Source organism: Sphaerotilus montanus (genome assembly GCF_013410775.1).
In the GTDB taxonomy this organism is placed as follows: domain Bacteria; phylum Pseudomonadota; class Gammaproteobacteria; order Burkholderiales; family Burkholderiaceae_C; genus Sphaerotilus; species Sphaerotilus montanus.
In genome coordinates, this window is record NZ_JACCFH010000002.1 from 48743 (window position 1) to 69816 (window position 21074).

General features: G+C 63.7%; 12 protein-coding genes and 1 pseudogene. 4 read left to right on the forward strand and 9 right to left on the reverse strand.

Annotated features, from left to right (window positions below; genetic code table 11):
- Nucleotides 1–303 precede the first annotated feature (303 nt).
- Together BDD16_RS22265 and BDD16_RS22270 are read right to left on the reverse strand one after the other, a co-directional pair.
- Nucleotides 304–5625, reverse strand: a complete 5322-nt coding sequence (locus BDD16_RS22265) for a RecQ family ATP-dependent DNA helicase (RefSeq protein WP_179636327.1) — start codon at nt 5623–5625, stop codon at nt 304–306.
- Nucleotides 5626–5895: 270 nt separating this feature from the next.
- Nucleotides 5896–6077 (reverse strand): annotated as a pseudogene (locus BDD16_RS22270) (IS6 family transposase); the annotation flags it as partial.
- A 572-nt stretch (nt 6078–6649) separates the two neighbouring features.
- On the opposite strand from BDD16_RS22270, the gene BDD16_RS22275 reads away from it, so the two are divergent.
- The 4 genes from BDD16_RS22275 to BDD16_RS22290 are packed head-to-tail and all read left to right on the forward strand — an operon-like array spanning nt 6650 to nt 16002.
- A complete protein-coding gene (locus BDD16_RS22275; protein WP_179636328.1) occupies nt 6650–9751 on the forward strand; it encodes a DUF499 domain-containing protein in 3102 nt (1033 codons plus the stop codon).
- Nucleotides 9752–9754: 3 nt separating this feature from the next.
- The gene (locus BDD16_RS22280; RefSeq protein WP_179636329.1) at nt 9755–10393 is read left to right on the forward strand and encodes a DUF3780 domain-containing protein; all 639 of its coding nucleotides are present in this window, start codon (nt 9755–9757) and stop codon (nt 10391–10393) included.
- Between the two features lie 12 nt (nt 10394–10405).
- Nucleotides 10406–13189, forward strand: coding sequence for an anti-phage-associated DUF1156 domain-containing protein (locus BDD16_RS22285; protein ID WP_179636330.1), 2784 nt, complete (start codon nt 10406–10408; stop codon nt 13187–13189).
- 17 nt (nt 13190–13206) lie between these two features.
- A complete protein-coding gene (locus BDD16_RS22290) occupies nt 13207–16002 on the forward strand; it encodes a phospholipase D-like domain-containing anti-phage protein (protein ID WP_179636331.1) in 2796 nt (931 codons plus the stop codon).
- A gap of 249 nt (nt 16003–16251) precedes the next feature.
- Here BDD16_RS22290 and BDD16_RS22295 read toward each other — a convergent pair whose 3' ends face one another.
- From BDD16_RS22295 to BDD16_RS22325, 7 genes are all read right to left on the reverse strand, one after another.
- Complete coding sequence (locus BDD16_RS22295) at nt 16252–16860, reverse strand: PAS domain-containing protein (RefSeq protein ID WP_179636332.1); 609 nt, start codon at nt 16858–16860, stop codon at nt 16252–16254.
- Between the two features lie 105 nt (nt 16861–16965).
- Nucleotides 16966–17334 (reverse strand): hypothetical protein, encoded by a 369-nt coding sequence (locus BDD16_RS22300; protein WP_179636333.1) that lies wholly within the window; start codon nt 17332–17334, stop codon nt 16966–16968.
- A 32-nt stretch (nt 17335–17366) separates the two neighbouring features.
- Complete coding sequence (locus BDD16_RS22305) at nt 17367–18146, reverse strand: SIR2 family NAD-dependent protein deacylase (protein WP_310734002.1); 780 nt, start codon at nt 18144–18146, stop codon at nt 17367–17369.
- The gene (locus tag BDD16_RS22310; RefSeq protein WP_179636334.1) at nt 18143–18685 is read right to left on the reverse strand and encodes a protein-tyrosine phosphatase family protein; all 543 of its coding nucleotides are present in this window, start codon (nt 18683–18685) and stop codon (nt 18143–18145) included. The genes BDD16_RS22305 and BDD16_RS22310 overlap by 4 nt, the downstream gene beginning before the upstream one ends.
- A 50-nt stretch (nt 18686–18735) precedes the next feature.
- The gene (locus tag BDD16_RS22315; RefSeq protein WP_445683274.1) at nt 18736–19695 is read right to left on the reverse strand and encodes an ADP-ribosylhydrolase MavL family protein; all 960 of its coding nucleotides are present in this window, start codon (nt 19693–19695) and stop codon (nt 18736–18738) included.
- Complete coding sequence (locus tag BDD16_RS22320) at nt 19689–20645, reverse strand: IS1595 family transposase (protein WP_179632657.1); 957 nt, start codon at nt 20643–20645, stop codon at nt 19689–19691. The genes BDD16_RS22315 and BDD16_RS22320 overlap by 7 nt, the downstream gene beginning before the upstream one ends.
- A gap of 144 nt (nt 20646–20789) precedes the next feature.
- Complete coding sequence (locus tag BDD16_RS22325; RefSeq protein ID WP_179636336.1) at nt 20790–21023, reverse strand: saposin domain-containing protein; 234 nt, start codon at nt 21021–21023, stop codon at nt 20790–20792.
- Between the last annotated feature and the right edge of the window lie 51 nt (nt 21024–21074).

Sequence of the window (21074 nt, forward strand, 5' to 3'; positions counted from 1 at the left end):
TGCAAAATTGCAGAACATCAGCCTCGCTCAGCCGACCTGCGGCGCTTGAGACTGTGCAGGACCGCGGCAATCTCTGCAAAATTGCAAATTTTTTGCAATTTTGCAAGGTATGGATTGTGCTTGTCTGATCAAGTAGAGCTTGGAGTTCTGCAATATTGCAGAGATTTTGCAAAATCGCGGATTTTCTGCAATTTTGCAGAACACGAGCCTTGCCCGGCTGACCTGCGGAGCGTGCCGGTGTGAGTCCGTCGTCGAGGCTGCCGTTGACGGGTGGGCGCTGATCTTGTTCAGCCCGTGGATCTGTCACACCCCTGCGGCCTGCGGCATCTCTGCCGGCAACACCACCTCGACCAGCGGCACCTCCCAACGGTCAACACGCACCTTGTCCAGGTACTCGACGTGGGTCTGCTCGCGTCGGCGCACCATCATTCCAGTGACCTTGGCCTCCAGCACCTGACCCGGACGCCCGGGTGGGGGCGTCCTCTGGGCGAGCCGGCCCACCAGTTCACCCTGCTGGTTCAGGATCTGTCGATCGACGACCTGCACCCGGCTGCCCCAGCCCAGTTTGGCCAGTCGCTGGTGCAGCGCGTCGGCAGGCCCGGCCCGTCCCGCAAAGCCCAGATCGACGTCGGCCGGCCCCAGTGACAGGTACTGCCGCTGCAGTTCCGGTCGCCACGCCGGCACCGGCTGACTCGCCTGAACATGAACCCCGTCCAATCCGTCCAGCCCCTGCAGCAACCGGTTGCCCCCTTGCTCCCCTCGAAACAGCGCCAGGGTCTCGCACGCGCGGGTGATCGCCACATAGAGCAACCGCCGGTCATCGCCGTGCCCGGCGCCCCAGTCGCCGCCGTCCATCACGAGGACATGGCGGAACTCCAGTCCCTTGGCCCCGTGCACCGTCGTCAGCCTCAATGCTTCGGGGCTGCCGTCCCTGCCGACCTCGTCGGCGTGTTCGTGGAGCAGCTCGATGATCTCGCGCGGTGGCAACTTGCCGCCCGGACTGGACAGCGCCAGGTCTTCGGTGATGCTGCGCAGGTCCTGCCAGTACGGATTGGTCGGCTGCTGCCGGCCGAGCGCTTTCACCCAGCGCGCCAGCGCCGCCGTCGAGCGCAGCGCCCGGCCGCTGTTCATCACCGCACGGCGCACCTGCTGGCCTTCGCGCGAGTGCATCACCGTCAGCAGGGTGCTGCGTGCGTCGCGCGGCAGGACCAGCGTGTAGCGCCAGTCGGCCAACTCGCACAGCACCCGCAGCGGCACCAGGCACTGGTGGGTGCGGGCCAGCACCGCGATGTCGCCAAGCGCGAGCTGGGGGTCCAGCCGCCGCAGCCGGGAGATCTCCTCGAACACCATCTGGGCCTGCTGGTTCACGTCGGTCGGGGCCACGATCAGGCGCACCCGGCCTTGGCTGTCCGGATCCAGGCGGGTCCAGCGACCACCGGGCCGGCTGTCGCGGCGCCGCGCGTCCGGGCGGATCGGGTGCTCGGCCTTCATGCGCTGCTGGGCGCCGCTGATGACCTGGTGGGCGACCTGGAGGATGTGGGGTGTCGAGCGGAAGTTCTCGACCAGGTACGACACCTCGACCGGCGCGTAGTCCTGCTGGAAGTGCTGGATGAACTCGACGTTCGCGCCCGTGAAGCCGTAGATGTTCTGGTCGTCGTCCCCGACCGCCATGATGCTGAGCCGGCCTTCGGCTTCGGGCAAGCGCCGTCCCGCCAGCGCACTGACCAGGGCGTACTGCTGCGCGTTGATGTCCTGGTACTCGTCGACGAAGATGTACTCGTGGCCTTGCAGCAGCCGGTCCCGCGCCTCGCCCGCGTCGGCAAAGGCTTCGCTGCGGCCTTCCAGCAGGTCCACCGCGTCCTTGAGCAGTTTCCTGAAATCCACTTCCTGTGCAGGCCGCTCGCCGTACCGCTCACCGAGCTGCCCGCTGTTGGCGCCGGTGACCCCACCCGTGCCGGCCAGGCTGGTGCCGGTCAGTCGCAGCGCCATCGCGTGGTAGGTCAGCACCGTGACCGACCGTGCGTCCTCGCCGACCAGGGCGTGCAGACGCCGCCGCAACTCGATCGCCGCGCTGCGGTTGAAAGCCAGCGCGAGGATGCGGGAGCCGGCCACCCGGTGCACGCGCAGCAGGGCGGCAATGCGGTGCACGATCACCCGGGTCTTGCCTGAGCCCGGTCCGGCCAGCACGAGCCGGTTGCCGGGACCGGGCTTGGTCACCAGCGCTTCCTGTCCGGGATGCTGGAGGGCCTGGATGATGCGGCGGTACGAATCATCCGTGGTGGCCTGCCTGAGCAGCTCCGTGCGACCGCCAAAGTACTTGCGCAGGAACTTGCCGCGTGGCCAGGAGAAGTAGGCGGCCACGAAGTCCTGGGCGGCGTCGATGTCCTGCACCCCGAGTCGGGCGTACTCGTGCATGACATGGATCTGCAGGTTGCGCTCCAGGTAGTGCGCCTGCAGGCTCTCCAGGTCCTCCTTGCGCCAGCGCCGTTTGTCCGCCTCGCCGAGGAGTTCGATCGTCATGGCCGCACGAAACACCGACCGGCCCTTGTCGAGCTGGAGGATGCCGGTCTCGTGCAGGTACAGCAAGGCCTGCTCCAGGGCCATGGCCACGTCCCGCAGTTCGCTGAACAGGACCAGGTCCGCTTCGATCCGCTCGACCAGTTCCTTGACCTGGCACTCGACCACCAGGTGAGCACCCTTGGTGTGGGCTGGCACCCGGGCCAGCAGGGTGTCGAGCACCACCTGGGCCACCGCGCGGCGGCGCATGCACAGGGTGCGGATCTGCACCCAGGACCGGTTGAGCCGAACCTCCAGGCTGTCGCCCCCGAGGCGCTTGACCTGCAGCATGCTGCGCTGCGCAGGCTCATGGCCGAAGCGCTCGGCCATCGAGCGCAGGCAGCGCAGCAGCCGGTCGGGGTTCACGGTCACATCGCCCTCGGCCAGGTTCAGGCGACGGCGCAGCTCGGTACACATCGGCCGCATGTTCAGCGTCAGCGTGTCGTCGGGACCGGTCTCGGGGGCCAGCTCCTGCATCAGGCCGAGCAGTTGGACCTCCAGGTGCTGCAGGTGCAGGAAGGTGCTGTCGGACGCGCCCCGCACGCCCTTGCTCACCGCCGCGGTCAGGCCCAGGTCGTTGGCCACCACGCCGAGTTGTTCAAGCCCGTGCAGGATCCGGAAGCACTCCTCGGGCGACACGCCGGCGGCGAGCATCAGCTCGTCGGTGCTGATCCCCTGGGGAGAGACCTCGTGGAACAGGCTGCGGGTGACCGCCTCGTAGCGTTCGCGCTGCACGGTCTTGAGACCGGCTTGCCGGATCGCCCGCAGCGCCTCGTCCAGCGAGGCCGCCCGCAGGCTGGTCGGGAACACCTGGCTGCGGTTGTCGTGGCGGCGCACGAAGTCCCGGCGCTCCAGCCAGGCCACCGCCGTGGTGACCTTGGTGCTGGCGTCGGGCGCATCGACCTCGATGTCGACGCCCTCGGATTCGATCAGCAGCTCCTTGGCCGAGACGACCACCTCGCGGCGGTGGAAGCGCTCCGCCCGGCTGCGGATCGCCTTGAGCAGCCCCTGAAAATCTCGCCCGTCCAGCCGAGCGCCGGCGGCCATGCGGAACTGGGCCTCGACGTCGAGTTCGTCGAACAGCAGCACGCAGCTCGCCGGCTGGCCGTCGCGGCCGGCACGCCCGGCTTCCTGCAGGTAGTTTTCCAGCGATCCGGGGATGTCGGCATGCACGACCAGCCGGATGTCGGGCTTGTCCACGCCCATGCCGAAGGCGTTGGTGGCGGTGATGACCTGGAACTCTCCGGCCAGGAACTGCTGCTGGATGTCCTTCTTGACGTTCACGGGCAAGCCGCCGTGGAAGGCGGCGCAGCGCAGGCCCGCCTGCCGGAGAAGTTCAGCGTGAAGCTGGGTGGCCTTGCGGGTGGCGCAGAACACCACGGCGGCACCCCCGTCGCGCAGGCCCCGGGTGAGCAGCTCGACCAGGTGTTGGCCCTTCTCGGCCCGGCTGGCGGTGATCACGCGGTAGTTCAGGTTGGTGCGTTCGTGCCCGCCGAGAAAGCAGCGCAGCTCGATGCCGAGTTCTTCCCGGAAGTGCTGGGTGAGGTCGCTGATGACCTCCTGTCGGGCCGTGGCGGTGAAGCAGGCGACTGTGGCGGCCACGCCGGGGAAGTGCTCGCGGATGAAGCGCGCGACGTAGAGGTAGTCGGTGCGGAAGTCCTGACCCCAGCGCGACAGGCAGTGCGCCTCGTCGAACACCCAGGTGGCGATCTGTCGCAGGCGCAGGGCCTCGGCGAAGGCGCGGTTGCGGAACTGTTCGGGGGAGACCAGCACGATGCCGGCTTCGCCCAGGCGAATCTTGTCGAGGGCCGCGCGCCGCTCGGGCGGCGTGAGCATGCCGTTGAGGGTGACCGTGCACTGGACACCCTGCCTGACGAGGTTGTCGACCTGGTCCTTCATCAGCGACTGCAGCGGCGAGACGATGACGGTGAGCTGGCCGGTGCGCGCGTAGTGCGCCAGTGCCGGCACCTGGTAGCAGATCGACTTGCCGCCCCCGGTGGGCAGGATGGCCAGCAGGCTGGTCTTGTCGAGGCCGGCGACGACGATCTCGCGCTGCAGCGATCCGCCCCGGGGGCTGGCGGGCACGGCCCGGAAGCCGGGCAGCCCGAAATGCTGTTGCAGCAACGCTTCGGGGTGGTGGTGCCGGGCGCAGTGGCCACAGTGACCGTGGTCACCACAGTCGAGGGCCCGCAGCTCGTGGATGAGGGCGCCGGCCTGGGGCCAGGTGGCGCGCACCCAGTGGGGCAGGACCGAGGTGCCGGCGGCCACCCGCAGCCAGCTCAGGGTCTGCGCCAGTGCCCAGCGCTGGTCGAGTGGTGCGGTGAGCAGCGCCTGCACCACGGGCATCAGGCGGGTGGTACAGCACACGTCCCCCAGCAGGCGGGGCAGCACCGTGGACACGAAGTCGAGCGACGGGGCCGGGCGCGAGCGCAGGCGTGTCATCAGCAGGTGAATGCCGGGGTCGTCCTGCAGCAGGAAGTGCAGCACGCCGGTCCAGCGCGGATGCTGGAGGTTCAACTGGCGCAAGGCCTCGATCTCCTCGGCAAGCAGGTCCAGGCTCACCCGCGCGTCGCTCAAGGGGTCGTTGCGGGTGTCCGAGACGACCTTGTAGTCCTTGAAGAGGCGGTGCGAGGACTGCTGGGGGAAGACCAGGGTCGACAGCTCCAGCGTGTCGAGGATCGGCCGGTCCAGCCAGTTCAGCCCGGCGAGCTGGGCCGTTAGCGCGGGCAGGTCATGTCGGCGCAGGTGGTGACCGGCGATGACGTCGACGCCGTGGGCGAGCTGGTTGAGCTGATCGATGACCTGGGCGGTCTGAGGGATCGAGGTGGGGTGGAGGTCGGTGAGCAGCCTCTGTGGGTGGTCGCTCGGGTGGTCGCTGCGCAGGGCGCCGAGTTTGAAGATCCGGTTGTCCTCGGCCGGCAGGGTCTCGACGTCGACGCACAGGACGGTCAGGCCTGACAGCGGTGCGGGTGAGGCCGTGGGGGCAGGCGAGGCGGGTTCAGGTGACGCCGGTGAAGCAGGTTGGACCGGCGGCGCGCAGCCCTGGTCCGCAGGAGGGATCTCGAACATGACATGACCGCGCCGTGCGGTGCCTGGGGGTTCAGGCAGCGGGCGGATTTTTTAGTTTGGTCGTCGAGCGTAATCCAGAATGCCCCTGCGCTCAGGACATGGGTGTCAAGACAAGGTCTGTCTGCACGCGGCGAGGTCTGATCCGCCCTGGCGCTCTTCGAGGTCAGAGTTCCGGATGTCGGCCGTCGTAGGCACAGCGCGCCAGCGACCGGCCGCAGACCTGGCAGCCGGCGGGTCGGTGGAGCAGGCGGATCAGCCAGCGCTGCACTCTGGCGCATTCGAGCGAATGCGCCGGCCAATAGCGGTTCCGAACTTCAACGCCCGACGTCGAACTGTCTCGTAGGTCACTTCGATGCCCCGCGCGGCCAGCAGCTCCTCGACCATGCGCAGCTCAACGGGAAGCGAAAGTACAGCCAAATCGCGTCGCTGATCACCTCAGAGGGGAAAGGAATACCGCGTACGCGATCGGCTTGTCTGTGGCGCTAGGTGACTTCCTCGGGGTGTGCATCATGCCCGCAATTCTTGCAGGCCGACCGGCATCATCCTGCCTCGGTCAACAAGTTGGCATTACCGCGTGGAGGCCGGTTGCCTTGATTGAGTCAGGTAGGTAGGCGTAGCCTGTCAGTACCCGTCGAACCACTGATAGTGGTTCAGCACCGCGCGACAAAACGGCAGCAACCAGCCGTTATCAACCAGTGAGTACTACTACCGCGCCCACCTCGACTTCAGATTGGCTCAAGCAACTAAATGCGCCAACGCATGTCGTATCATGGTTTTTTACTATTTCAGGACATCATCCTCGTGCCGGAAAGCGCAACTTCAGTCTCTCAGCGAGCGCCTGAGCACATAGCGCACGCTCCGAGCGCTGCGCAACCACGCGCATGACGCGCAATCTACCTTGAGACCGAGCGACAGCGGTCATCCCTCTTGATTGGCCCAGGTACGTCGCGAGTGACGTCACCTGAGCGAGCAACCATCCACACTTCTTATGAGCCTTCATGCCAACTGCAACCCTCGGCCGTCAGTGTTTGCAGCCGACCGTAGAGCTACGGTTCTGAGCCTCGACACGTTCCTCAAGGGGAAGGTTCACGGGAGGGACTTCTTCGACGAAAACTACTTCACCACGGGCATGTTGACGCTCGTGGACCGCGCTTTGCGACATCTGTCCGGCAGCAACGCAGGGTCGTCGGTCTTCTTGCTCTCCCAAGCAATGGGAGGCGGCAAGACACACAGCATGATCGGCTTGGGCCTGCTGGCCAAGGATCCGGAACTTCGCCGCCATGTGCTGGGGGACAAGGATCCCGCACCCAAGCTCGGTCGTTGCCGCGTCGTCGGCTTCAATGGCCGCAGCACCGACGCCCCTGGCGGCATCTGGGGCTCCATCGCCGATCAGTTAGGCAAGGCGGACCAGTTCGCCCGCTATGTGTCCCCGCTACTCAGCGCGCCCGGACCAGAAGCTTGGAAGCAGCTCCTCGGCGGTGATCCGCTCGTGCTGTTCCTAGACGAACTACCGCCCTACCTTGAATATGCCGTGGCGGTACCCGTCGGCAATGCGGATCTGGGTGTCGTCACCACCACCGCGCTAGCCAATCTGTTCGTGGCCGTGGCCGAGATGGACAACGTTTGCCTCGTGCTTTCGGACTTGGCGGGCACCAACTTCAGCATCGGTCAGGCCAATCTGCAAGCGGCCTTCAGCCGTTCGCTTCAGGGTATAGGTAGTGAGGCTAGGCGCATCGCCGTGCCCATCACGCCGGTCAACCCGAACGGCGACGAGCTTTACCACATCCTGCGCAAGCGCCTGTTTGCCTCCGTGGCACCGCAAATTGAAGTGGAGCGTGTGGCAGGGGCTTACCGCGACGCCTTGCGCGAGGCCTCGCGCATGAACCTCACCACCACTGCGCCAGAGACCATCTACTCGCGTGTCTTGGATGCCTACCCCTTTCACCCCGACCTGCGCGAACTCGTCGGCAAGTTCAAGGAAAACGAGGGCTTCCAGCAGACCCGTGGCGTCATCCGGTTGATGCAGATGGTGGTGGCGGATCTGTGGAAATCGGACAAGTCCAAGAAGTCGGACCTGATCCATCCCTACGACATCGATCTCAACGTTGATGAACTTGCCTCCGAGATCCGCACCATCAACCCGTCGCTCAGCGAAGCCATAGCGCACGACATCGCCCACGCCGGAGATGCCGAGGTGGAGCAGATCGACGCTGCGAACGGCAACACCGACGCGTCCGAAGCGGCTCGCCTGGTGCTGATCGCATCACTTTCCACCACACCCGGTGCCATCCATGGCCTGCGCGAATACCAACTGGTGGACTGCCTGCAGCGCCCGGGTCGCGACTTGTCCACCTTCAAGGCCAATGTGCTGGACAAGCTGGCCACCCGGGCCTGGTACCTGCATAGCTCGGCCGATGGTCGCCTCTACTTCAAGAACCAGCAGAACCTGGCGGCCAAGCTGCGTGCCACGGCGCAGTCACTGCATGCCGAGACGGTCGATCGCATGCTGCGTGAACACCTCGACCAGCACTTCACCGCGAACCTGCGCGACTGCTATCAAGTCGTGAAGGTGCTGCCGCCGCTGGACGAAGTGCAGGTAGAGCAGGAGAAGACCACGCTCGTGGTCGTTCGCCCGGGCGGGCAAGCCAATCAGTTGCCTATCTCTTCGGACTGGCAGGCGTGGTGGGGACAGCAGCAGTACAAGAACCGCGTGCTCTTCCTCACCGGTTCGCGTGACACTTTCCAGAAGGTGATCGATGCGGCTCGGCAGACCCGTGCGCTGCAGAGCATCGAAGACGACTTGCGCTCGGAGCAGACGCCAGCCGATGACCCGCAGTGGCGTGCGCTCGATGGCCTGAGGGACCGTATCGCGCTGCAGTTCAGCGCTGCACTCAAAGAGGCCTTCGACCAGATCGTTTACCCCAGCATCAGCAGCGCATTGCGTGCAACAGGTGTGGATCTCGCCTTTGCCGGCAATCGTAGCGGCGAAGCCATCATTCGCCAGACGCTGGAAGGTGCGCAGAAGTTCACCCACAAGATCGATGACGACGCATTTCGCTTGCGGGCCGAAGCCAGATTGTTCGGCAGCGCGGACACCAAGGCCGTACTTTGGTCTGACTTCAAGCGCAATGCGGCGGTCAACACCAACTGGCCCTTGCACAAGACCTCAGCGCTGGATGACATGAAGGCCGAATGCCTGCGCCGCGGCCTGTGGCGTGAAGAAGGCAACCATGTGCGCCGTGGCCCCTTCCCGCCGCCGACGCCGTCCGTGGAGATTCGCGAGTTGTCGGTGGACGACGATGGTGACGGTCGCACCTACCTCAAGATCGAGCCTCTGCACGCACCGGCCATCGTGTTCGAGACCGGTGATGCCGACCCCACCCCGGCATCCACCCCGGTGCCCACGCCGGCACGGTTCGAGGCGACGGCCTTGCGCTACCGCTTCCTGGCCCATGACCCAGCGGACATGGCGCGACTCAGCCCGGTCAAAGAGTGGACGGCTCGCCTGCGCCTGAAGTATCAACGCCACAATCGCGGCGATCACTTCGAGGTGGAACTGCGCGTACTGCCCAAGGCCCCCGGCGTTGAGATCCGCTACACCACGGATGGGTCATCGCCCACGCACGTCGGCGCTGCCACTTATGACGGCACCTTCCGTGTGCCTGCTGGTAGCCGCGTGGTCTGCGCGGTGGCATCGGCCAGCGCGCTGGGCATCAGTTCCGAAGTCCTGCGCATCAGCATTACCGAGGGCGATCGCACTGGCCCGAAGCTCGATGCCGCCAAGCCGGCGCGATGGATTCAGCGTACTAAGCTTGATGATGCTGGTGCCGTGTGGGATTTCATCCAGCGCCTGGATGAAGCCACCACGGTCATTGCTTACGACTTGCAGCTCACCGCTGAAAGCAATGACGGTTTGCAGCACATCGAATACTCTGGTGCGCTTGACGCTGGTTACACCGCGGCATCAATGAAAGCCGCAGCAGATAAATTGCAGGAAATCGTCGGTGCTGGCGCCTTGCGCATGGCCGTTGGTTCGCTCGGCTTTGCCACCGGCCAGTCCCTGCTGGACTGGCTCAAGGCTACCAACCAGCCCTTTGAAGCCAGCAAGGTTCAACAACAGACCTGACCGATGACCAGCAAGACTTCTACCCGCAACAGTGCTGATGGCCGCAAGGTCGTCGGCCTGGGCTTCTTGCCCGACGAGGCCCGCCACGGTTTTCTAGTCGATGTGCCTAAGGGCACTGGGCCAGACGCCATGGTGTGCATCTCCGAGCACCGTGGCGCCGACCTGGATGGCCTGGGCGAACGCCACAGCAGCCCGCTCAACCCCGCCAGTCCAGCGCTGCGCGTGTTGATCGACCGTAGTCGCTGGCTGGTCCTGGCACCGGCATTCTGGGAAGACGCCAACCGCCGCCTGCGTGCCAACGGTCTGCCAGTGGCCAAGTTCGTCAAAAACCCGGCCAAGCCAGTGCCACTGCATGCCTCGCTGGGTAAGGAGCTATGTGTGCTGTGCTGGGCCGTGGAAGATGCCCCGCCGACCGATATCCCCAATGCCCTGCGCAATTGGGAGGCGCTGGCGCCCGAAGAGCGCTGGTGGCTATTCACAATGACTGTGGCCACGACCGGCCAGGCGCTTCAAAAAAGCATCGGCTGGCGCAAGGCCTTGCGCGCCGCATTGGCCGACAACCCCTTCATCAAGGGTGAGGGCCTGTCGCCCCGAGCCCGCCGCGAATTGCTGGGACATTCCCAGCTCGCGCTGAACCTTTGATCGTCCATGCCCATGCCCGCATTCATTGAGACCCAGTTCCCCATCGCGCGTTTGTCTGCCGAGTCGTTCAAGGAACGCAAATCTGTGTCTGGTCAGACCCTAACTGGTCTGGGTAAATGGTGGGGCCGCAAACCGCTAATCTTGGTGCGTGCTGCTATCCTAGGCATGCTGATGCCGGCCAGCGATGATGCAAAGAAGGACCGCGAGGTCTTCCTGCAGATCTTGACCATGGACGACGATGGTGCCTGGGCACGCTGCAAGCCGAACTTGCAGAAAAAGCTTGGGCGGACTGCATTTGACGCATTGCCATATGCCAAGCGCCTTGCCCATTGCGAACGGCCCGAAAACATCGTTGGTCCAGAACCTGAGGCATGGGCAGAAATCAATGCACACCTGGGGACCAATGCCAACAACTTGCAGGAACTGGTCGAACAACTTGGCCAGCGTACTTTCGGCTGCAAACCTCGCGTAGGCGACAGTTTTTGCGGCGGAGGCTCTATTCCGTTTGAGGCGGCACGCATTGGCTGCGACGCCTATGCCTCTGACCTGAACCCGGTGGCTGGCCTACTAACCTGGGCCAGTCTAAACTTGCTGGGTGGGGGCCGGCACGTGCAACAACAAGTCATGGCGGTTCAGTCTGCCGCCCTCCAGGAGGCTGATACGCAGGTGCGTGCGTGGGGTATTGAGCACAACAGCCTCGGTGAGCGTGCAGATGCCTATCTGTACTGCGTTGAAGTCAAACCAGAAGGCTGTGACTACTACATTCCGCTTGCGCCCAGTTGGGTGGTGGATGAATACAGCAAAATCGTAGTTAAGTGGCATCGCGAACCCAGATCTGATCGTCTGACTGCAGAAGTAGCCGAGTTGGGCGATGCCGAGCTTGAGTTATATAAAGCGAAGCTGGGAGCAACTGTCGTCAAGGCTCGCGTAGTTGATCCATTTAATTCCACGCGCAGTTGGAGTGTAGAGGCACTTCGAGGCCCAGATGGATTGCGTCGTTGGACGAATGATGACGTGGTCCCGCGTCCAGGTGATGTGTTCCAGGAGCGCTTGTATTGCATCAGATGGGTAGACGACGAGGGTAACCGGCGTTACGCCGCACCTGATGCGAACGATCTGGCGAGAGAGGCACAAGTTCAGCAGCTTTTGCGCGAACGTTTTGCACATTGGCAATCTGAAGGCTTCATCCCGTCGCGTGCGATTCCTGAAGGTGGGGACAAAACTGAGGAGCCTATTCGTACGCGCGGATGGACACGCTGGCATCACCTTTTTACGCCTCGGCAATTGTTGATACATGGACTGCTGATGAAGCAACTCATGTCCACTTCGACATGCGAATTGACGGCTGCAGCCATGCTGACTGTCAGCAGGTTTGCTGATTGGAATTCGCGGTTGAGTTGTTGGCTTTCTAGTGGCACTCAAATTGCGGGTGGGAAGAATACATTTCTTAATCAAGCACTGAACCCGTTGTTTAACTATTCAACACGGCCACTGTCGATGCTATCGTCATCCAAATTGACATTCAACCGGGGTGTAAATCTAAGCATTAGAGGGAATGTCGAAGTTGCGGACGCGCGGGACATCCAAGAAAAATGTGATCTCTGGATTACTGATCCCCCCTATGCGGACGCTGTTAACTATCATGAGCTTGGTGATTTTTTTCTAGCTTGGTACGATAAAAAGTTAGGCCGAGCTTTTCCGCAATGGATTCCAGATTCACGAGCCGAATTGGCTGTGCGTGGCGATGGTGATGATTTTCGCCGTAGTATGGTGGGAATCTACAAGAATCTAACTCGCCATATGCCAGATAACGGACTGCAGATGGTGATGTTTACACATCAAAATCCAGCGGTATGGGCGGACCTAGGCATGATTTTATGGGCCGCAGGGCTGAAAGCTACCGCTGCATGGACCATCAGCACGGAGACTGAATCTGCAGGAATTAAGAAAGGCAATTACGTGCAAGGCACCGTTTGCTTGGTGCTGCGTAAGCGCATTGGCGACGAACCCGGATTCCTAGACGAGGTGTACCCTCTGGTGGAAGACGAGGTGAAGCGCCAGATTGTAAGTATGCAGGCGCTGGACGAGGGCAGCGAACCCAACTTCAACGACGCCGACTACCAACTTGCCGCCTATGCTGCAGCGCTGAAGGTGTTGACGCAGTATGGCAACTTGGACGGCCGCGACGTGGAACACGAGGTGTTCGCTGTGCGCGACAAAGGCAAGAAGAGCGACTTCCAGGTGGTGATCGAGCGTGCGCTGACCATTGCTTGTGATGCGCTCATCCCGCGCGGTCTAGACGCCGTTTGGCGTGACCTGTCACTGGTGGAGCGCTACTACCTACGTTCACTCGACATCGAGAGCCGTGGCGAGCATCGACAAGGCATGTACGAGGAACTGGCGCGCGGCTTTGGGGTCACCGACATCAGGCCGCTGCTCAAGAGCGACAAGGCCAACGGCGCGCGCGTGCATACGCCCAGTGGCTTTGCTGCTAGCGGCCTGGCTCCGCTGGGCGGTGCCGCGGTGGCAAGTGCGCCACACCCCTTTGCTAGCGCCCCGCTGCGCCATCTGTTGTTTGCCGTACGTGAGACTGCGGTGGCCGGCGACAACCCCGAATCCGGTCGCCAGTACTTGCGCGACACCTTTGGGCAAGGCTACTGGTCGCAGCGCGAGCGCTTCGTGGGCCTGCTGGAGTGGCTGGCCGCGCTGGGTAACGCAGCAGACATGGAACACTGGAAGACCGACTCGCCGGCCGCGCGCATCCTGGCCGGCCGGCTGCGCAACGACCACGCCTGACGCAGCAGGGCCTACCCATGTTGCGCCATTCCAGCCGCCGCCTGCGCCTTGACCAAAACGTGCTGGCAAAGCGCTTGGTGGGTGCGGTAACCTACGACCGCATCGCTGGCTACTTTCGCAGCAGCTTGTTCGAGGTGGCGGGCGAGGCCCTGGCGCAGGTGCAAGGGCCGATACGCATCGTCTGCAATTCCGACTTGGACCCGCAGGACTTGATCACCGCTGCCGCTGCGCAGGCTGCTCTGCGCCGGAGCTGGTGCGCCGGCAAACCCGAGGACGCACCACCTGCCGCACTGCCCCGCTACAAAGCACTATACGAGGCCCTGACCAGCAAGCGCATCGAGGTGCGGGTGCTGCCGGACACGGCGTTTGGTCTTATCCACGGCAAGGCCGGTGTAGTGCGGCGCGCTGATGGCAGGGCCACGGCATTCCTGGGCAGCGTGAACGAGAGCGCCAGTGCTTGGCGGTTGAACTACGAGCTGCTGTGGGAGGACGACGCTCCCGACACCGTAGCCTGGGTGCAGGAGGAGTTTGACGCCCTCTGGAACGATCCGCGCGCCATCGACTTGAGCGTGTGCCCGTTCATTGCGCAGGACGTACAGCGCATTGCAGCCCGCCGGATCATCGAGGTACCGCAGTGGAAGGCTACTGCCGACACCCAGATCGCCGCTGCTTCTGCGGCGGTGGAAACGCCGGTCTACCGCCGCGAGCAGGGCCTGTGGCCGCACCAGAAGTACTTTGCCCAGTTGGCTCTGGAGCGTCACCGCCTGGGTGGTGCGCGGCTGGTGCTGGCAGACCAGGTGGGCCTGGGCAAGACCGTGCAACTGGCCATGGCCGCGATGCTGATGGCGCTGGAAGATCCGGATGGAGGGCCGGTGCTGGTGCTGGCCCCCAAGCCTCTGTTGCAGCAATGGCAAGGCGAGTTGATGGAGCTGCTGCATTTACCGTCGGCGCGCTGGAACGGCCGCGCCTGGGTTGATGAGCACGCGCTGGAATATCCGTCCGAAGGCGTCAGGTCGCTGGGCAAGTGCCCGCGCCGCATCGGGCTGGTGTCGCAGGGTCTGGTGGTTCGCGGGCTGCCGGAGGCCCTGCAGCAGTTGCTGTCGCGCCGCTACACCTGTGTGATCGTTGACGAGGCGCACCGCGCCCGGCGCCGCAACGTGCCCAAGGTGGACGCCAGCGACGAGGATGTGGACGAACGCGCCGAGCCGAACAAGCTGATGGCCTTCCTGAAACAGATCGGTCCATGCACCAAGAGCATGTTGCTGGCCACAGCCACCCCGGTGCAGTTACATCCGCTGGAGGCCTGGGACTTGTTGGATATCCTGTCCCATGGCAACGACGGTGTGCTGGGAGGCTGGACGCGTACCAGTCCCTGGTTCCGGCCCAGCCACTGCCTGGCGGTTGCCAACGGAGAGGCCTCGGTACCAACCGAGGTGAAGGCAGGCTGGCAGTACGTGCGCGACCCCTTGCCAGCGCGGGCCGAAGGTGACGGCTTCGACCGCATCCGCCGCAACCTTGACGCCGACGACCACACTTGGCAGTTCGCGCCCGAGGTGCTGGACAAGCTCTCGCCTGCAATCCGCCGTGTGCAGTTGCAGAACGGTGTACTACCAGGCTACGGCGACCAGTTCAACCCGCTGCTGCGCTGCATCGTGCGGCGCACACGTGGCTACCTGGAGGCCACCGTCAACCCGGCGACTGGTGGCTATTTCCTGCCCAAGGTGACCGTCCGCCTGTTTGGTGAAGACAGCACCAGCGCGCTGGGGTTGGGTGGGTACTTGCGCGAGGCCTATGAGGAAGCTGAGGAGTTCAGCCGGCTGATGCAACAACGCGTGCGAGGTGCAGGCTTCTTCAAGACGCTGCTGCTGCGACGCTTGGGTAGCTCAATGGAGGCTGGCCGCAATACCGTGATGAAGCTACTGAGCAGTGCTCCCGACGAAGTGACGGACGAAGACGACGATGACACTGACGACGTGGCTCAGGGCGAAGAATCCCCGCCACGCGGCAGCACCGCGACTTCCGACTTCAAGGATTTCACCAAGGCCGAGGTAGCCTCGCTGCAGCGCTGTTTGGCGCTGCTGCAGCAAGGCGGGAACAACGACCCCAAGCTGGACGCAGTGCTGGGCTATTTGCTGGGTGGCCGGCCGGATGTGAGCGAGCGCTGGATCGACCGCGGCTGTATCCTGTTCTCGCAGTACTACGACACCGCACGCTGGGTAGGCGACGAGATGGCCAAGCGGCCGGAGTTCTCGGGCATGGAGATCGGGCTGTATGCGGGCAGCAATCGCTCTGGCATCTGGAGTGGCGGCCGCTTCCAGCGCTGCGACCGCGAGTTGCTGAAGGCTCGTGTGCGGGCCGGTGAACTGAAGCTGCTGCTTGGCACCGATGCGGCGTCCGAGGGCTTGAACCTGCAGCGCCTGGGCACGCTGATCAACATCGACTTGCCCTGGAACCCCACGCGCCTGGAGCAGCGCAAGGGCCGCATTCAGCGCATCGGGCAGGTACGTAGTGAAGTATGGGTGGCAAACCTGCGCTACAGAGGCTCTGTGGAAGACAGAGTTCATGAAGTGCTGGCTGATCGCCTTGAATCCATCCACCAATTGTTCGGGCAGATCCCCGACACCCTGGAAGACGTGTGGGTCAAAATCGCCTTGGCCGATGAGGAAGAGGCTCGGCGCCTGATAGATCGCACTGCGGCGACACGCAACCCCTTCGATGCGAAGTACAGCAAGGTCGAGGATGCGGACTGGGAAACATGTTCGCTGGTGTTGGAGCCGAGTTCCGTGAACGAGCAGCTTTCGCGCGGTTGGTAATCGCTCAAACACGACGCATCGCCTGCGCCACGTCCGGGACTTGCCGCTACTTCAGCACCGACCACTTGACCCACTGCGCACAAGTAGCCGACGGACTCCGCTCCGTGCGGTTCCAGCCCCCGCCAACACATTCGCCGCGCACCCGGTCGCTGTCGTACTCGACCCGGTCCCGAAACGTGGACACATCGCGCGACCCCGCCCAGTGGGTGCAGGTGGCACAGACTTGCCACGTAGAAGGTTTGCTGGTGCTCATGCAGAGACTCCGTGAAGGGGTTGGTTGGAAACGTGGGATGTTGGTGAATCGACCGGCCCCTGCTCGGCCACCGTCACCAAGCAACCCAGTAGCTTCGAGGCTTCGGCAGACACCGGGGTACAGGTCAGACGGACAGGCACCGGCGAACGGCCATGCAGGGCAAACAGCAACGCCACACGCACCCGCGGCACGGCGGCCTTCAGCACCTGCGTCCAGGGGAGATCGACACCCCCTGGCGCCAGCGACAGCGCCTCACACCACCAGGAGTGCGCGTCCAGCGAGTCGCCGATTTGCACTGCCTTCGGGCTGACCAGCGTCTTGAACGCATCGTTGACGAGCACGACACGCCCGTCTTGGTCCAGCAGAACCACGGCATCGGGCAGCAGGTTCATCGCGTTGCTCACCCGCTCGGGCACGACGTCCGCTGAAACGAACGGACCCAGTTTCCCGCGCAGATACACCCACACGGTGACCACCAAGGCCATCACCGAAATCAGCGGCCACCGACTCCATGGCGGATCAACGACACCGGGACTCAGCCATCGCCCGACCTGGTCGAGACCGACTAGGCACAGCAGTGTGAGCGCTGCAAGACTGGCGGACATGCGCCACAGCGGGACCAGAGGACGCAGGCGATTCGGCGGCACAGCGAGCTTTCGAGAGTGAGCCGGTTCTATCGGTATCGAGCCGATCAACTTCACCCGCGGGCGCTACGCGGGGCTCACCTTGCGTTCATGCCGAGGGTCGTCCTGCAGGTTGTAGAGGACTTCCCAGACGTCGTGGTACACCCCCGCCCGCTCATGCCCCTGCTTGCGCCCGACCTCGCTCTTGAAATTGCTGTAGCCGAGTTGCTCGATCGACCGCGCCATCGCCTGGGCGACAGCCTCGCGCGGCGCCTGGGCGCGGTAGCGGTAATCGTTGTGCGGGCTCTTGCGGATCTCGCCCAGTTCGGGGAGCAGGTGGGCACGAAGATTTTCCAGGTCCGCCTTGACCCGTGCGCGCACGGTCAGGGTGCCGGTCGAAACATCTTCCGGCTTGCAGACGATGCTGAAAAAGCCGATCGGGGTGAGTAGCCACATGGTGAAGGTTCTCCAGAAAAAAGACGATCCGTTCAAGGATCAATGGCCGACCACCGCGCCATCAGCGCCGGCAGCACCTCGCCCGCAGGCCCACGCAGGCACAACTCGCGGGACCGCCCATCGGCCAGTTCGCCGGGGTTGATGACGATGATCGGCTTGCCTTGCTGCGCGGCGATCTGGTGCAGACCCGCCGCCGGGAACACCTGTCCAGAAGTGCCGATCGAGAGGAACAGATCGCATTCGCGCACCGCACGCTCGGCCGCCGACCACGCCAGCGTCGGCAGCGATTCGCCGAACCAGACCACGCCGGGCCGCACATATCCACGGCACCGCTCGCACCGTGGCGGCTGTATCGAGCGACCGCCCTCCGGCTCATCGGGGATCCCGTCTGGCAGCACGTGCGGATGCCCGCAGGCAAAGCAGCGCGGATGAAGCAAGCTGCCGTGCAGGTGAACCACGTCTGGACTGCCCGCCCGCTCATGTAGGTCATCGACGTTCTGCGTGATCAACCGGCAGTCTTCGACGCGCTGGCTCAAGGCCACCAGCGCGCGATGCCCGGCGTTGGGTTCGCTGCTCAGCACCTGCATGCGGCGCCATTCGTACCAGCCCCAGACCAGCGCCTTGTCTTCTCGAAATGCCCGCGGCGTGGCCAGGTCCGCCGCTTCGAAGCGCTCCCACAACCCAGTCAGGGCATCACGAAAGGTCGGGATGCCGCTCTCGGCAGAGATTCCCGCACCCGTCAGCACGGCCACCCGACGCGACTGGGCCAGCCAGTCCACAGCCTTGTTCAGTTGGGTGTCGTGAACGGTCACGCAGCCACCCCAGGTGACGGCTTCGACAACGCCGCTTCGACGATGTGCCAGTCCTGCACATAGCGGCGCTGCTCGGCCGTCTCGGGTGACTGCGGCCGGCGTGCCGACTTGGGGCACTCGCGCCAGAGTTCGGCCAGTCGTGTGAGTGCCGCGTCCGCCTGCAGCCCCTGGCGTGACGACAGCCCGCACCCCACGATGACCCCGGTTCGACCGATGCCGCCCCAGCAGTGCAGGTACACCCCACGGCCTGCGCTCAGGTGCCGGTCGATCGACGCCAGGATTCCCACTGTGCGGGACACGTCCGACGGGATCGACACATCGCGAATCGGATGCCGCTCATGAACCACCTGCGAAGGCAACCACTGCGCGTAGGGCGCCAGTTCGTCTGCCTCGGTCAGGTCAATGAACGCTGTGATGCCCGCCTGGACCATGGCGGTGACTTTCTGCTGCCCTTCCGCTGCACTTTTGGCGCCCGGATACTCGCCGGCATAGAAGCGGTCTGGAATCACGGGGTAACTGAAATGGGTCGGACGGGTCACGGCGGTTTCCTGGGAAAAATGGGGGCGTCATGCGGGCAGTCGGCTGCTACTCAGACCTCGATCGGGATACAGCAGAGGTTGCTGTCATCGACCCGCATCGTCAGACCTTGTGTCAGGACCAGTTTTTCCCATGTGCGGAACGGCGCTGGCGGGGAATACTGCTGAACCCGCGGTTCATAACGGCCTTCGACCCCGGTCATGACCTGCATTGAGTTGGTTGCGGCGGCCTTGACCCCATCGTCCGTGGCGCGCAGGCCGCCATAAAAATCATTGCCCGGCCAAGACACGTGGTCCCATGCCACGACGCTGAACAGATCGCAGTCGCTGAAATCCTCCCCCGCCTGCGCATAGGCCTGCGGCTCGCACAACTGCGGAGTTTTGGGATTTCCTCGGGCGAGCGGCCGCACCCGCAGCAGCGTTTGCTCGAACTGCTCTTGCTGGTTGTCGCATTCCTGATAAGGGTCGAAGTGAACCAGTTTCACATGCGACAGTCGCTGGGCGTGCTTGGCCAGCAACGCCTTCAAAGCCGCCAACAACTTCGACCCCATCTTGCCGCGATACGGCCCAGCGAACATGCCGCAGCCGAGACCTGGCACCGTGATGACGGCCTTGCGACCACGGGCACGGGCGACCTCATTGGCATGGACAAAGACCGGCAGCAGACGGCGCTCATAGAGGGCAGCGTAGCCTTGGTCGTCGAAGCGACCGTTGCGCACCACTTCGTCCCAGTCCGCAGAGCGCCCACCACGGCCCGTCTCCAGCAACGCGCCGGGCGTGAAGAGCAGCGAGGCAGAGAACGGTTGTGCGTGAACCACAGGGTAGCTGTGCACACCGTTGTCATAGACCGTGACCGGAGTGGCCACGCTGATGTCGCCCAGCAAACCCAACTCATCCAGATTCCAGTCCGTCCCATCGCCAGATACAGCGCTTTCGGCAAATATCTTGGGCTTTTTAGTGGATATCAAAAGACGCATGAATTCAGTGAATCCAAGGGCTTTCCTGATTAGCAACGATCCTCAGCATTCCCCCGAACGACCCGCTGAGCCCGAGGCTTGCACCGCGAGACATCGATGATGAGCCGAGCCACCAACTCGCGCAGGTCGAACCGACGGTTGAAGCGGTAGGCGAACGCTGCCAGGTAGCTGCTGGCGTACTTGGGGTACTTGAACGCATGGAACGCACCCGACAACGTCGTCTTCAGGTTGCCCAGCACCGTGTTGACCCAGGTGAACTCGGGCAGCTCGCGCGGCTTGCGCTGCCCCACCACGATCGGCGTGTGCAGACAGCCCGCGCTGGTGACCGCGGCGAAGCACCCCAGCCCGTCGCTGACCACCCGCGCTCCCGGCATCAGCGCCGCCTGCGCCCACTGGCCCACCGCCTCCAGCGTGAAGCCGCTCACCGGCGCGAGCTTGACGTACTGCGGATGCCCCTGGTCATTGACCGAGACCGCCGCCACGAACGGCACCTTGTTCTCCGAACCCCGACCCGCCTTGCCGCCGCTGCGCTCCCCGCCGAGGTAGGCATCGTCGAGCTGCACCGTGCCGTCGAGCCGGTGCTGGCTCTCCCGCTCGGCCATCGCGTGCATGATCTTCTGGTGCATCAGCCACGCCGTCGGGTAGCTCACGCCCACCTGCCGCTTGAGCGCCAGCGCCGACAGCCCCGTCTTGGCCTGGCTGAGCAGGTAGATCGCCAGGAACCACGTTCTCAGCGGCAGCTTGGTGCTCGCGAACAGGCTGCCCGCGGTCAGCGAAGTCTGGTGGCGGCAGCCGTTGCATTGATACAGCTTGCGTGCGCCCTGGCCCACCACGTAGTGCGCCGCAGTGCCGCAGCGCGGGCACTCGAAGCCCTGGGGCCAGCGTGCCTGCTTGACCGCCTCGGCGCATTGCTCTTCCGTGCCGAAGCTGCTCATGAACTCCGGCAGCGACATCCCTTGCTGGAACTGGATTCGGTTCATCGGCATGTGCTCGCTCCTGCGCTTTGTCTGCCTTCTACGCTACGCCTGATCGTCGGCTAGGGCCTTGCTGAAGATCATTGCTAATCAGGTCGCGCCTTGGACCTTGCTCAAATGCTCTGATCGCAGGCTCTGCCGCGAACACACCCACCACTAAACGAGCATGACAGTACAAACTTCTTCAGGAGTTAATTTTTGTTCCAAATGGTGGATGATTGTCGGAAGATGTTTGTTGACAAAATCCAACAATGGAGATTGTCCACCTCCAAAGATACTCGTTGAGAGTTCGTTGAGGCCGGTGATCATGTCATCAATAGAGACATTGTCGTCGATTGACGTTTTAATGAAATTAACAGCCAACAGGCAGATGTCGTGGTTGAAGCTCATTTTTGGATGGTAAAGAGTCTGATCGATTTTTGTCAACTGGTCGCTGAACGC

Bases quoted from the DNA above. Each gene is read 5' to 3' on its own strand.
- BDD16_RS22295 (WP_179636332.1), bottom strand. From the start codon at position 16,860: ATGTCCGCCAGTCTTGCAGCGCTCACACTGCTGTGCCTAGTCGGTCTC.
- BDD16_RS22280 (WP_179636329.1), top strand. From the start codon at position 9,755: ATGACCAGCAAGACTTCTACCCGCAACAGTGCTGATGGCCGCAAGGTC.
- BDD16_RS22265 (WP_179636327.1), bottom strand. From the start codon at position 5,625: ATGTTCGAGATCCCTCCTGCGGACCAGGGCTGCGCGCCGCCGGTCCAA.
- BDD16_RS22325 (WP_179636336.1), bottom strand. From the start codon at position 21,023: ATGAGCTTCAACCACGACATCTGCCTGTTGGCTGTTAATTTCATTAAA.
- BDD16_RS22290 (WP_179636331.1), top strand. From the start codon at position 13,207: ATGTTGCGCCATTCCAGCCGCCGCCTGCGCCTTGACCAAAACGTGCTG.
- BDD16_RS22300 (WP_179636333.1), bottom strand. From the start codon at position 17,334: ATGTGGCTACTCACCCCGATCGGCTTTTTCAGCATCGTCTGCAAGCCG.
- BDD16_RS22320 (WP_179632657.1), bottom strand. From the start codon at position 20,645: ATGCCGATGAACCGAATCCAGTTCCAGCAAGGGATGTCGCTGCCGGAG.
- BDD16_RS22285 (WP_179636330.1), top strand. From the start codon at position 10,406: ATGCCCGCATTCATTGAGACCCAGTTCCCCATCGCGCGTTTGTCTGCC.